Source organism: Lacrimispora sphenoides JCM 1415 (genome assembly GCF_900105615.1).
Lineage (GTDB): Bacteria > Bacillota > Clostridia > Lachnospirales > Lachnospiraceae > Lacrimispora > Lacrimispora sphenoides.
Window position 1 is genome coordinate 4,162,867 of record NZ_LT630003.1, and the last position, 14,123, is coordinate 4,176,989.

Consider the following 14,123-nt stretch of genomic DNA (forward strand, 5'->3'; position numbering starts at 1 on the left):
GGCTGAAAGGCAGCCCTTTTATCTGAAATCTGAAAAACGATTTCTGATAACCTATATTATGAAAACAAATAGATGTTTTCATAATCGGATGGACGGCAGCAAAGAACGCTGCCTTTTATCTGAAATCTAAAAAATGATTTCTGATAACCTATACTATGGTATGAGACAGGTAGTGAATTTCATGAATGATTTTAGCTTGCTATTGGTATGGACCGGATAGCAGACACTAACTCAATAAATTGCTATAGGCCCATACGGCCCATCGATAATTTCTATTTTCGTTTCAAAAATATTGGTCAAAACCTTTGAATCCATAATCTGATCTACCGTGCCAAAAGCGGCAATTCGTCCGTTTTTCATCGCACAGATCCGATCAGAATATTTAGCCGCAAAATTAATATCATGCATAACAGCCACAATGGTTCTTCCAAATTCATTGGCCGCATGCTTCAAATGTTCCATCATCTGAACAGAACGGGCAACGTCAAGATTGTTCAAAGGTTCGTCAAGAAGTACATATTCCGTCTCCTGGCACAAAACCATTGCCACATATGCCCTTTGTCTTTGGCCGCCGGAAAGCTCATCCAAATATCTGTTTTCCAGATCAGTCAACTCTAAAAAATCAATATATTTAGAAATAATGGCTTCATCCTCTTTTGTTAATCTTCCTTTAGAATAAGGAAAACGGCCAAATCCAGCCAGCTGTCTGACAGTAAGCCTCGTTACAAAATGATTTTCCTGCCGCAAAATAGTCAAAACTTTTGCTAAGTCCTCTGATTTCGATTCAGTAACATCCATATCTGCCACCTTAATATGACCTTCTTCCATATCCAAAAGTCTTCCAATCATCAAAAGTGTTGTAGATTTTCCAGCACCATTGGGTCCGATTAAAGAAGTGAGACCTGCTTTTGGTATTTTAATATCCAAAGGTCCTATTTCTACCTCATCATACGACTTTCTGGCATTGTCTATTATTATCATAAAGTACCTTTCCTTAAAATTACGATTAAAAATGCTATTCCGCCAAACATCTCGATAATAACTGAAACTACTCCTTGAGCCCTGAATATATGGTACATAAAAAAGTAAGCACCTGTTATTATCAAAAATCCAATCGCAAGAGCCATTGGGAAAATATATCTGTGATCATATGTTGGCGCCGCTTGATAAGTTAAAGTTGCAACTAAAAATCCATAAAAAGTAAGCGGCCCAACCAAAGCCGTAGAAATTGACATCAAAACAGATACTAAAATCAGAGCATAAATCACATGAACTTGATGTTTGACGCCCAATGAAGTAGAGCAATCCTTTCCAAGTGACACAACATTTAACTTCTTAGAATAAGAAAGAAGAAGTATTGCTACAATTATTACAACCGGAATTGCAAGAGGAAAATATTTCGAATCCGCATTGTTGACAGAGCCAAACAATCTTGCCTGTAAAATATCAAACTCTGATGGCGCAAGAAGTCTTCTCATAAACGATGATAAAGACTTCAGCCCGGTTCCCATAATAACGCCAACTAAAAGCATGAGCTGTAAATTTCCATACTTTCCGGAAAGCAGCCAGCCATAAAGGATCAGGCACATCAAGACCATAACAACAACTTGAAATACAAAGGATCCAATCCCATTAAAATTAATAAAGGCGCTGGCACCAAAGAAAAATATGGTACTGGTATGAATGGCTGAGTAAAGTGCTTCAAAGCCTAAAAGGGAAGGGGTTATAATCCTGTTGCTCGTAATCGATTGGAAAGTGACTGTCGATAAACTCTGACAAACGGCTGAAATAATCATCGCCGTAAGAGCGAACATCCTTCTTCTTACAACCGGGAGAAAAGAAGGAGAATCAATTGGAACCGGATTATGATAAACCAAAAGTCCATAGGAAGCAAAAATGCCCAAACCAATCAAGGCTATCAACAAAATCCAATATTTTTTTTCTTCTTTCTTAGAACGAAAAGCTCTCGCTGATCTGTGTTCATGATGAAGGCCGGTATTGTATTCTATTCCGTTCATTTTAGCCTCCTTTGCCTTAATAAGATAACAATAAATACAATTGACCCCACTGTTCCAAGAATCAAAGAGACAGGAACTTCAAAGGGCATTATAATAATTCGGGAAATAATGTCACAAAGAGTTATTACACCCATTCCCAGCACACATACCCAAGGCAGATTACCCCTAAGATTATCTCCTCGGTACATGGAAACAATATTGGGTACAATTAAACCTAAGAAAGGTAAATTTCCAATAACAGCCGTAACAATTCCAACCGCAAAAGAAATAAGACCGGTCCCCAAAATAATTATCTTATTATAATTTACTCCAAGACTCGTAGCGACATCTTCCCCCAGACCGGCTAAGGTCAGCTTATCCGCATAAATAAAAATAAAGCCAGTAACTATAATAATCAGCCATAAATATTCGTATCTTCCGATTTGTACGGCTGCAAACGAGCCTACAAACCAGCTTTCAATATTTTGCGTCATTTGGAAGGTAAGTCCTATAAAAGTAGAAAATGCAGAAATAACTGCTCCAAGCATCATCCCAATAATCGGGACAATCAAAGACGAACGGAGTTTCACTCTTCTTAAAAACAGAAAGAAAATCATAGTTCCTATAAAAGAAAACATGATTGCCCCGGTCATTCTTAAAACTAAAGTTGGTGCCGGAAATATTAAATAGACAATGAGAAGTCCCAAACCTGACCATTCAATCGTCCCTGTTGTTGTAGGTTCAACCAAACGATTTTGTGTAATAAGCTGCATGACCAGTCCTGACATTGACATTGCCGCTCCGGTAAGCATGAGTGCAGCTGTTCTAGGTACCCGTGTTATGAAAAACATATCCCTTCCATCCGCTTGCCCCTGTATATCATAAGCTCCGGTAAACAGTGATATAATACCTAAAATAATAACAACGATAATCGCTAATATAAAAGGTTTCGTCCATTTCTTATTGTTATAATAACGTTGGGGCTGAGAATTCCCAGCCCCAATCATTTTTTTCGCTGTATGTTTCAACTCTTTGCTATACTCCTATATACTATTCAGCCAAAGCCTTTGCAAGGTCTCCAAATAACTCCATATATGTTTGTATGGATTCGTTTGTGTAAGTATCAGCTGGTGCATAAACGATATGTCCTTCAGAAACAGCGGTTACGTTTTGAAGAGCAGGTGATTGATCGATAACGTCCTGAGCAGGAACCGCATCAGTTGTAGAAGATACTGCAGCATCACGGTCTAGTACGAAAATCCAATCCGGATTACTTTGTGCTATCGCTTCTACAGAAATATCATCCCCTTGATGATCGGAAGTCGTATTGTCAATATCTAATGCCGGAACCCATCCGAACACTTCATACATCGGCCCCCAAACACGGCCGGAATGAGGAGCTGAAAAGCCGATATTACCACCGGAAACCACAACACTCATAATGGTATCCGTTCCGTTATATGCAGATTTTACAGCTTCGATCGCCTGATTAAAGTCAGCTGTCAATTGTTCAGCTTCTTTGTTTTTATCAAAAATTTTTCCAAGTGCTACGGTGGAATCCTTAAGTCCGTTTACTAAGTTTTCTCCAGGTGTATCCGCTTCCTCAGAAACATCAAAATTTAAATCAATAACAGCTGCATTTGGCACTAATTTTTTTATTTCTTCATAATAGGACGCAAATCTTTGACCGACTATTACAAGGTCAGGGTCTGCAGCTGCTATAATCTCAAGATTCGGTTCGCGGTGATTTCCGATATCCAGAACAGATTCATCGGCTACATATAGGGAATCCGCCGGCATTACACCCTTTGGAGCAGCGACTAATTTAATTCCCCAGTCTGATAGTGTTTCATAAGTTCTATTATCCAAAGAAATTACCTTTTGAGGATTTACAGGAACTGTAACCATGCCATGAATATCTTTAATTTCAACCGTTAATGCTTCTTCGCTCTTAGCAGCTGCAGTGGTTTCAGCGGCCTGAGACGCTTCAGTGGTCTCAATGGTTTCAGTAGTTTTAGAAGTGCTTGGACTTGAGCAGGCTGTCATCATGAAAGCGGCCGCTGCCATAATGGTAGTTAATTTTAATACGTTGATTTTTTTCATTTCATCTCCTCATTTAATAAATATATTAAGTTAGTTGACACTAACTTTTTTTCATTATATTATTATAAATGATTATTGTCAACTGCTTTACTGATTTTTCCGCGACAAACCTATGAATGTGTTCTGGTTCTGGTCAATCCTCATAGGATAACCGTGCTGGATTACAGTGTGCTGGAAACGATTGATTTTCAAGGGAACACACCGGATATTATTCTAACTAAGTAAGGCCCCTGCAAAAATATACAGAGGCCTTAAGGTATTACTAACTCATCTCTATTCTAACTCCAGTTCAATCAGTTTATGTTCAAGCACATCCACCAGTCCCTTATCAGTCAGCCCCAGATCTGGAACCGTCGGAAGGGATATAAAACTTAAGGACATAAACGGGGCTTCCATCTCACAGCCCATTTTTTTTGCATCCGCATTCAGAATATCCAGCTGTGCCATCACTTCTTCCGCTGTTTTTTCACTCATAAGGCCTCCAATCGGCAGCTCCATGCTGTTTAAGATCCCTCCATCACAGGCTACTGCCAGCCCTCCATTCAGTCTGGCAACTTCATTCACTGCCACCGCCATATCTTCATCATTCGTCCCTACTACCACGATATTATGGTGGTCATGGGACATGGAATAGGCTAGTGCCCCTTTCTTGGAATCATATCAATTACATGAATATTCGTCGTTTCTGTCAATATATAACATTTTATTTTCCATCGGCAAATTCAGTCTTTAAGTCGGGCTGTTTATATTTGTTTCCTATTGCAGGGGAACGTTTTTTTTATTATAATTTCATCATGGGATAAGCAACCCGCAAATCGTAAGTAACCATGTTAAGAAAGGACATGATAACCATGGAAAAAATAACAAGCTTTACCATCGACCATTTAAAACTTCTTCCAGGCATCTATGTCTCCCGCAGGGATCAGGCCGGGGACTCTGTCATTACAACCTTTGATATCCGCATGACCCGCCCTAATTTTGAGCCTGTTATGAATACAGCAGAAATCCACACCATTGAACATCTGGGAGCCACCTTCCTGCGCAACCATGAATTCTTCACTTCCCGGATCCTGTACTTTGGCCCTATGGGCTGCCGCACCGGCTTTTACCTTCTGCTGTCCGGTGATTACAAGTCCAGGGACATTGTGCCATTGATCACGGAAATGTATGAGTTCATACGGGATTTTGAAGGCGAGGTACCAGGAGCAGCTGCAAGAGACTGCGGCAATTACCTGGACATGAATCTTGGAATGGCTAAATACCTGGCTGGAAAATTCCTTGATTCTGTGCTGTACGGTATCGATGACGACCAGCTTATTTATCCTGAAGATTAAGGACCGTTTTTACCTGGAGCCACACAATTTATGACAAAGACACCCTGCCTGACAATAATTCATTGTTAGACAGGGTGTCTTTGTCCATAATCATATTCGTTCTTCTCTTCGGTCTTCCCTTTGCTTTATTTTCTCTTTCAGTAATCCCAAAACTGCTGGTATGACGGATATAAATATGATGCCAAAAATAACAAATGTAAAATTATGCTTTACCGCAGGCAGGTTTCCAAAGTAATAGCCGCCCAAAGTAAACAGTATGACCCAGGCCAGTCCACCGACTATATTATATGAGATGAATCTCGTATACTTCATTTCTCCTATTCCGGCTACAAATGGAGCAAAGGTACGGATAATGGGTATGAACCTTGCTATGATAATAGTTGCGGCACCGTGTTTTTCATAGAATTTGTGAGTTTTTATCAGATGCTCTCTTTTTATGAATCTCAAATTTTCTTTTTCATATATCCTGCGGCCAATGGTTCTTCCAAGTGTATAATTTGCGGTATCTCCAAGTACCGCTGCTAAACCATTTATCAGGAGCAATAGCTTGATATCAAGAAAACCCAGGGCAGCAAAAGCACCAGACGCAAATAACAGGGAATCGCCTGGAAGAAACGGAGTCACAACCAGCCCTGTTTCACAAAAAACAATTAAAAATAAAATCAAATAGGTTCCAGCTCCGAAATGTTGGATTATCAAGTTCATATAGCTATCTAAATGAAGAATTACATCAATACCGTATTTTATAATATTCATTATTTTTCCGCCTTAAGTTTCGTATTCTTTTTTAAAAACAAAAGAATTTTATCACAAAATCATTTGCAAATCAAACCATTTAGACTCCGACGATATATCTTTTTTTTACCCTTCTTCAAATTCCTCCACCATCCGGTATCCAACGCCCATTTCCGTAAGAATATACTGGGGCGCTCCAGGATTTTCCTCTATCTTACGCCTTATATTCGCCATGTTGACGCGAAGGGTATGGCTTTCATCGGTATAAACCCCCCATATTTCCCGTATGATGAAATCATGGGTAAGCACCTTGCCTGCATTCTTGGACAGCAAAACCAACAGCTTATATTCAATAGGTGTTAAATGGATTTTTTCTCCATCTTTGTATACGACCCGTTTATTATAATCGATTTCCAGCTTACCAGCGGTAAACGTTTCATCCCCCTGAGCTTCTGCGGCGGCCGATTGAGGGCTGTGCCGCATTGCCGTCCGGATCCGGGCAAGGAGTTCTGAGGTTCCAAATGGCTTTACAATATAATCATCAGCGCCGAAGTCAAGGGCAGCCACCTTCTCACGCTCGTGACCGCGGGCGGAAACCACAATCACAGGAGTCTTTGACCATTGACGTATCGTTTTAAGGATCTCTACACCATCAATATCCGGCAGCCCAAGATCCAGGAGGATGATATCGGGAACACGGGAGGTAAACAGGGAAAGTCCTTCCTTCCCTGTTTTGGCTTTAACCACCTGATAACCATTTGAGGTCAGAATGGCAGATATAAAATTGCAAATCGCATCTTCATCTTCAATGATCAGCACCATTGGTTTTATATCCATATTTATTCACTTCCTTTCAAGGGCAGGGTGAAGCGGAATACCGTTCCACCGTCCTTCCTGTTTTCAGCCTCTAAGTTTCCCTGATGAGCGTTGACAATGGTTTTGCAGATGGACAGACCGATCCCCATTCCTCTTGAGGAATCAGCGCTCCTGTTTTCGTTAGGCTTATAACCTGCAAACAGATGGGGTAGGTCTTCACTTAGAATTCCCCTTCCCCTGTCCAGCACTTCGAATTTTGCCCATGTTCCTTCCCTCTCCAAACGAACCTCAATGGAAGAATCGGCTGGAGAATATTTAATAGCATTCTCAAGAAGGTTTATCAGCACCTGCACAATTAAGGTTCCATCCATTGGGACCTCCAAAAATTCCTCCGGGACATGAACATGAATTTTACTCTGGGGAAATCTTCGTTTGATACGGCTTACGGCCTCTCCTACGACCTCCTCCGCTGCCTCCGGGCTTTTCTTAAGATTGGAAGCATCTTCATTGATCCGTGTCACGGAGAGCAGATTTTCCACCATACGTATGAGCCATTGTGATTCCTCCTGTATGTTTGCAATCAGGCTGTTCTGGGTATTTTCATCAAGCATCTTCCCATTTTCCCGAATCACGGAGCTGGCACCCAAGATGCCTGCAAGAGGCGTGCGCAGATCATGGGATATTGCACGCAAAAGGGTACTGCGCATCTTTTCCTTTTCCGACTCCACTATCATGTTCCGTTGTTCATCGGAAAGGTGCTGCCGCTCCAGGGCCATGGCCACCTGGGAAGCGATCATGCGTAAAAACAGCCGGGTATTATGGTCAAGGTTTCCTTTTCCACAGGAAATTCCCCAGACAGCAAGAACCTTTCCCTGAGAGATCACAGGCATATAAAACGCTGCCGCTCCCATCAGGGTATCGGTTCCTGCTCCAGCGCGCTTCTGGTTTAAGAATACCCAGTGGGCAACGGCCTTTTCATCGGCGGAGTTTAAGACATCGGAACCGATATCATCAGCCGGCTGCTCTACTTCACCATTCGCCCCATGCTCAGGATCCGTGGTAAAAAATATGATAGAACGTTCAAACAGCTTGACCACATAGTCGTTTGTAAGAGCCACGATCCTGTCAAGGCCCCTTGTAGCAAGTAACTTTTTATTGATCTCATACAGGATTTCAGTACGGTGTTCTCTTTTCACGGCCAGCCGGGCTTCCGCTTTCATGCGCACGGTCAAAGCGCTTGTAATTAAAGCGACTAAGAGCATGATGACAAAGGTCAGGGGATAGCCGGATTGGATTGCGTTAAAAGTGTAATAAGGCTCTGTAAAAAAGAAATTAAAGGTCAGTACACTGACCGCAGAAGCAACAACTCCGTACCAATACCCTTCCGTCATTCGGGAAACCAGTAAAACGGAAAAAATATAAACCATAATGATATTCTGGTTCATAATATTAAGCCTGTGAAGCCAAAGGGACAACAGGGTGGCACCACCTAAAATAGAGAGTGCTTTCACAGTGTCCGTCCATGAAAAATGAATACTGTCATGTTTCGCTTTTTTTCTTGGCTCTTTATAGTTGCGTTTGGCAACGCTCCCAGGTATGATGTGGATTTCTATATTAGGCAAAAGAGAGATAAGCTTATCTTCAAAATCCAGGTCGAACAGATTCTTAAGTGTTTTTTTATTTCTGCTTTTGCCCACCACGATGTTTGTGATACCGGATAGCTTGGCATATTCCGATACAGTGGCGGCAATATCATGTCCAGTCAGGTTGACAAGCTCAGCCCCAAGCTTCTCTGCCAGGTCCAGGTTCGCACGGATGGTCTTCTGCTGCTCAGCGGTAAGGTCCTCGCTTTCCGTACTCTCCACGTACAATGCGGCCCAGCTTGCGTGAAATGCTTCCGCCGCCCGCGCTGTCCACCGGATGCATTTTGCCGATGAGGGGGAAGCTCCGATGCAGACAAGCAGCTTGGTGTTAGCCATTTTATCGGATAAGCTCCGCTCACTCTGATTCTCCGAGCTGATCTTATCCGCAGCGCAGCGCAGGGCGATCTCCCGCAAAAGCCGCAGGTTATCCTGTGTGAAAAAATTCTCCATGGCCGTTTCCGCCCGGTCAGTTCGGTAGATCTTACCTCCTTCCAGACGGCGCAGCAGTTCATCCGGTTCAATATCCACCAGTTCGATTTTCTCCGCCCGGTCAAAGATATAATCCGGTACGGTTTCCCGGACCCTGACCTTTGTGATGTTCTCGATCACGTCATTTAAGCTTTCCATATGCTGAACATTCACAGTTGTATAAACATCGATCCCTGCTCCCAAAAGCTCTTCAATGTCCTGATAACGTTTTTTATTCCTTCCGCCCTCTGCATTGGTATGGGCCAGCTCATCCACAAGAATCAATTCCGGTTTAAGTTCCAGAGCCTTATCTAAGTCGAATTCCTTTAGCTCTATATTGCGGTATGATACGGTTTTGGGTGGAAGCACCGGCAGACCATGCAGTTTCTGCATGGTCTCAGGACGGGTATGAGGCTCGATATAGCCGACTAAAACGTCGATCCCGCTTTTTAGGCGTTCCTGGGCGTCGTCAAGCATTGCAAAGGTTTTTCCTACACCGGCAGCATATCCAAAAAATATTTTTAACCTGCCCGGCCTTTGGTCCCGATGCGTCTGAATATCCTCTAAAATCGCGTCAGGGTCTGGTCTGTAATCAAAGGATTCCATCCAAATACCACCACCTTACTTTTTAGATATCATACCACTTTTTTTGTCTGCAGCAAACCATCAAGAGCCAAATTCACCTTTAAAACATTTACGCCCGGTTCGCCGATAAATCCAAGAAATCGCCCCTTTGTACAGGTCTTAATAATGCCTCTCACTTCATCCTCTGTTAAATTCCTGGCGGCAGCAATCCTTGCCACCTGGTATTCTGCCGCTTCAGGGGAAATATGAGGATCAACGCCGCTTCCTGATGCCGTAACCAGATCCATGGGAATATCCTCCTGATTGCCGGGGTCAAAGGAATGCCACCAGTTTATGCGCTCTAAAACAAGGGTTTTCTGTTCTTTGCTGACAGGGGAGAGGTTTGATACGCCGGAGGGCCTTCCAATAAGATATTGGGGCTTTGAAAACTCCTGGGCCAGCAACTGAGAGCCATATTCCTTTTGTGTTCCATCCTTTTGGGTAACAACGATCATGCTGCCGTTTGCCTGATCCGGAAACAGCAGCTGGGCAGCCCCCGTAACTGCAGCCGTATAAATGATACCGCACAATATGGTCATTATGCCAAAGCATACAACAGCGGTCTTAAATAATTTCATGATTTTCATAGTTTCCATTCACCTCACGCAAGACCGCACGCGGTCAGAATCATATCTATCAGCTTGATTGCGAAAAAAGGCGCGCAGATCCCGCCCAGGCCATAGACCAGCAGGTTTCTTGCCAGCAGCTTTTCAGCCGGCATCTCCCGGTATTTTACCCCTTTAAGAGCAAGAGGAATCAGTGCAATAATAATCAGTGCATTATAAATGATTGCTGAAAGCATGGCACTTTTGGCGCTGGTCAGACTCATAAAATTCAGAGCCTCCAGCTGTGGATAAATGCCGAAAAACAGTACAGGAATGATGGCAAAATACTTTGCTACATCATTTGCTACACTAAAGGTGGTCAAAGACCCTCTTGTCATTAAAAGCTGCTTGCCGATCCGGACAATATCGATGAGCTTGGTAGGACTGGAGTCTAAATCCACCATGTTTCCTGCCTCCTTGGCAGCCTGGGTTCCTGAATTCATTGCAACCGCAACATCAGCCTGTGCCAGGGCAGGAGCATCATTTGTGCCGTCTCCGGTCATGGCGACCAGATGGCCTTTGGCCTGGTAATCACGGATGAGGGCCAGTTTTGCTTCCGGCGTAGCTTCCGCAAGAAAATCATCTACGCCCGCTTCTGCAGCAATAGCCGCCGCCGTCATGGGGTTGTCACCGGTGATCATAATGGTCTTGATGCCCATTTTACGCAGATCTTCAAAACGTTCTTTTACGCCGTTTTTCACGATGTCCTTTAAATAGATCACGCCCATTACCTGATTGTTTTTTGCCACCACAAGAGGAGTGCCTCCTGCCTCGGCAACACGCATTACAAGCTTCTCACATTCCTCCGGGTAGTTGCCTCCCTTTTCCAGCACATAGGCTTTGATGGTATCAGCAGCACCTTTCCGGATCTCGTTTCCCTGATAGTCGATGCCGCTCATCCTTGTTTTTGCTGTAAATTCCACAAAGCTTGCGCCCAGGGCCGAAAGCTCCCTGCCCCGTATCCCAAACCGTTCCTTTGCCAGAACCACAATGCTTCTTCCTTCCGCTGTCTGGTCCGCAAGAGAGGAAAGCTGGGCTGCATCGGCAAGCTCCTGCTCTGTAACGCCGGCCACCGGCAGAAATTCACTTGCCTGGCGGTTTCCCAAGGTAATGGTCCCGGTCTTATCAAGCAGCAGAACATCCACATCCCCGGCAGCTTCAATGGCCCGCCCGCTCATTGCCAGAACATTGGCCTGATTTAAGCGGCTCATGCCTGCAATGCCGATGGAGGATAAGAGTGCACCAATGGTAGTAGGCGCCAGGCATACCAAAAGGGCAATGACATTGGTGATGGAGATGTCGGAACCGGATCCTGCCTGTAGGCTTGCAAAGCTGGTAAAGGGCCGCAAGGCTGCCGTTACCACAAGAAAGATAATGGTAAGGGTTATGAGCAAAATCTGCAAAGCCACCTCATTAGGTGTTTTCTTTCTGGATGCACCTTCCACCATGGATATCATTTTATCGAGAAAGCTTTCTCCTGCTTCCGCTGTTACTTCGATGATCAGCCAGTCAGACACCAGGGTGGTTCCCCCTGTTACAGCGCTTCGGTCGCCGCCGGATTCCCGGATGACCGGCGCAGATTCGCCGGTAATGGCACTTTCGTCCACAGAGGCTGCCCCATCGATCACTTCCCCATCCATTGGAATCTGCTCCCCTGCCCTGACATATACGATATCTCCTTTTTTCAGGGTATTGGAAAGAACCTCGGTATAATCGTCTATATTGGATGGCGTTTTCAGTTTTCTTGCCTTAACGTCCTTTTTGGCACTGCGCAGGCTGTCTGCCTGTGCCCGCCCCCGCCCCTCTGCAATCGCTTCTGCAAAGTTTGCAAACAGAACGGTAAACCATAAAATCAGGGATATGGTTAAGGTATAACCCGAATTCTCATCCTTAAGTCCTGCAAAGGAAAGAAAATATAAAACACCGGTCAGGACTGCTCCTATATAAACCACCAGCATGACAGGATTTTTCACCTGCACCCTGGGAGACAGCTTTACAAAGGACTGTCTCAGCGCATCATAAAAGATGCTTTTATCAACACTCTTTTTTTCCATTCTAATCACCTTCTGTCACTGCATTGTAAAGAAATCGGCTATGGGACCAAGGGCCAGCGCCGGCAAAAAGCTCAGCGCACCGATGATAAGGATAACTCCGGTCAAAAGTCCTATAAATATACCATTGCTGGTGGACAATGTGCCCTCGCTGACGGCTACGGCTTTCTTCCTTGCCATATTGCCGGCTAGGAAAATGACAGCTGTCATGGGAATAAACCGAACCAGCAGCATAATGATCCCGCCTAAAATATTGGTAAACGGGGTATTCCCGTAGAACCCTCCAAAGGAACTGCCGTTGTTATTCGCCATGGAAGAATAGGCATACAAAATCTCTGAAAATCCATGGGCTCCTGAATTGGTCAGCCATGACCGGGCACCAGGCATAGAGACGGCTGCGGAAGTACCTATAAGCGTCAGAAGCGGGGGTACAAGGACAATTAAGCAAACCATTTTCATATCAAAGGGTTCTACCTTTTTCCCAAGGTACTCCGGAGTCCGGCCAACCATTAAGCCTGCTATAAATACGGTAAGGAGTACAAATGCAAGCATTCCATAAAGTCCGCTTCCCACGCCGCCGAATACAATTTCCCCCAGCTGCATAAGGAACATGGAAACCATTCCTCCAAGGGGAGTAAGGCTGTCGTGCATTGCGTTCACGGAGCCGTTTGATGCCGCCGTGGTTACCACTGCCCATAAGGAGGAAGCACCGACACCATGAATTACCTCCTTGCCCTCCATGCTGCCGGAAACTGCTGCGTGTTCAAACACAGGAGCCGCAAACTGTTCGCTGACGGTTATGGCAGCAAGAGCTGCGGCAAAGAAAATCATCATAGTAATATAAATTGACCGCCCCTGCCTGCCGTCTTTTACTGCCCTTCCAAAGCTTACGCAAAGCGCCGCAGGAATCAGCAGAATGGATAGAACCTGTATCAGGTTCGAGAAGGCAGTTGGATTCTCAAGCGGAAACGCGGAGTTCATCCCAAAGAAGCCGCCTCCGTTCGTTCCAAGCTGCTTGATTGCGATCTGGCTTGCCGCAGGACCTAAGGGGATTGTCTGCAAGGCTCCATTTTCCAGCATGGTAACTTCTTTATAGGGGCCAAACGTCTGTACCACCCCCTGGGAAACAAGAAGCAAAGCCACGAGAAAAGAAATCGGGATCAGGATATAAAGCGTGGACCTTATTAAGTCCGCCCAAAAATTCCCGATAGTTTTTTTCTGTTTCAGGACAAAGCCTCTGATTAAGGCAAAGAGGACGGCAATCCCCGTTGCAGCCGACACGAAGTTCTGGACGGCAAGGCCTGAAAACTGGGTGAAATAGGACAGGGCGGATTCGCCTGAATAGGACTGCCAGTTGGTGTTGGAGATAAAGCTGGCGGCTGTGTTAAAAGCCAGATGCCAGCTGGTTCCTTTCATTCCCTCCGAGTTAAATGGCAGAATCCCCTGCAGCATCAGCAAACCGAAAAGAAAAACAAAGCCTGCCCCGCTGAATAGAAAAACGGAAAGTGCATACTTCCCTGCGTTCATCTCATCCTCGGCGTCAATGCCCATAAGCTTATAAATCCCCTTTTCCAAAGGGGCAAGGACAGGTGTCAATAATACCCTCTGCCCTGTCATAGCCTTGTATATATAAATGCCTAAAGGTATGGACAACCCAACTAAAACAGCAATATAAAATATGTCCTGCAAAACAATATGGCTCATAACTGATCACCTCGAAATAAAATATAAAATAAATAAATTAGCA

General features: G+C 44.3%; 11 protein-coding genes and 1 pseudogene. 1 reads left to right on the forward strand and 11 read right to left on the reverse strand.

Translation table 11 applies throughout. The features are described from left to right. Window positions 1-231 precede the first annotated feature (231 nt). The 5 genes and pseudogenes from BMX69_RS18870 to BMX69_RS18890 all read right to left on the reverse strand — a co-directional run. On the reverse strand, window positions 232-981 hold the full coding sequence (locus BMX69_RS18870; RefSeq protein ID WP_054790428.1) for an iron ABC transporter ATP-binding protein: 750 nt from the start codon (window positions 979-981) through the stop codon (window positions 232-234). Next, window positions 978-2,018 (reverse strand): iron chelate uptake ABC transporter family permease subunit, encoded by a 1,041-nt coding sequence (locus tag BMX69_RS18875; RefSeq protein ID WP_054790427.1) that lies wholly within the window; start codon window positions 2,016-2,018, stop codon window positions 978-980. Before BMX69_RS18875 ends, BMX69_RS18870 begins: the two co-directional genes overlap by 4 nt. Then, on the reverse strand, window positions 2,015-3,025 hold the full coding sequence (locus BMX69_RS18880; protein ID WP_242941300.1) for an ABC transporter permease: 1,011 nt from the start codon (window positions 3,023-3,025) through the stop codon (window positions 2,015-2,017). Before BMX69_RS18880 ends, BMX69_RS18875 begins: the two co-directional genes overlap by 4 nt. Before the next feature lie 22 nt (window positions 3,026-3,047). Continuing rightward, entirely contained in the window at window positions 3,048-4,100 is a 1,053-nt protein-coding gene (locus BMX69_RS18885; protein ID WP_054790426.1) for a siderophore ABC transporter substrate-binding protein, read from the reverse strand. Window positions 4,101-4,373: 273 nt separating this feature from the next. Next, window positions 4,374-4,742 (reverse strand): annotated as a pseudogene (locus tag BMX69_RS18890) (adenine deaminase C-terminal domain-containing protein); the annotation flags it as partial. 209 nt (window positions 4,743-4,951) lie between these two features. On the opposite strand from BMX69_RS18890, the gene BMX69_RS18895 reads away from it, so the two are divergent. After that, entirely contained in the window at window positions 4,952-5,434 is a 483-nt protein-coding gene (locus tag BMX69_RS18895; RefSeq protein WP_092246276.1) for an S-ribosylhomocysteine lyase, read from the forward strand. A gap of 90 nt (window positions 5,435-5,524) precedes the next feature. On the opposite strand, the gene BMX69_RS18900 is transcribed toward BMX69_RS18895, so the two are convergent. From BMX69_RS18900 to kdpA, 6 genes are all read right to left on the reverse strand, one after another. Beyond that, window positions 5,525-6,190 (reverse strand): DedA family protein, encoded by a 666-nt coding sequence (locus BMX69_RS18900; protein ID WP_100043215.1) that lies wholly within the window; start codon window positions 6,188-6,190, stop codon window positions 5,525-5,527. A gap of 105 nt (window positions 6,191-6,295) precedes the next feature. Then, window positions 6,296-7,006 (reverse strand): response regulator, encoded by a 711-nt coding sequence (locus tag BMX69_RS18905; protein ID WP_100043216.1) that lies wholly within the window; start codon window positions 7,004-7,006, stop codon window positions 6,296-6,298. Window positions 7,007-7,008: 2 nt separating this feature from the next. Next, window positions 7,009-9,702 carry a sensor histidine kinase gene (locus BMX69_RS18910; protein WP_100043217.1) on the reverse strand — a complete coding sequence of 898 codons (2,694 nt, stop codon included), beginning with the start codon at window positions 9,700-9,702 and terminating at the stop codon, window positions 7,009-7,011. Between the two features lie 29 nt (window positions 9,703-9,731). Further along, window positions 9,732-10,316 (reverse strand): potassium-transporting ATPase subunit C, encoded by a 585-nt coding sequence (locus BMX69_RS18915; RefSeq protein WP_166433210.1) that lies wholly within the window; start codon window positions 10,314-10,316, stop codon window positions 9,732-9,734. Between the two features lie 5 nt (window positions 10,317-10,321). After that, the gene (gene kdpB, locus BMX69_RS18920; protein WP_100043219.1) at window positions 10,322-12,379 is read right to left on the reverse strand and encodes a potassium-transporting ATPase subunit KdpB; all 2,058 of its coding nucleotides are present in this window, start codon (window positions 12,377-12,379) and stop codon (window positions 10,322-10,324) included. Between the two features lie 15 nt (window positions 12,380-12,394). Continuing rightward, the gene (gene kdpA, locus BMX69_RS18925; protein WP_100043220.1) at window positions 12,395-14,080 is read right to left on the reverse strand and encodes a potassium-transporting ATPase subunit KdpA; all 1,686 of its coding nucleotides are present in this window, start codon (window positions 14,078-14,080) and stop codon (window positions 12,395-12,397) included. Window positions 14,081-14,123: the final 43 nt, after the last annotated feature.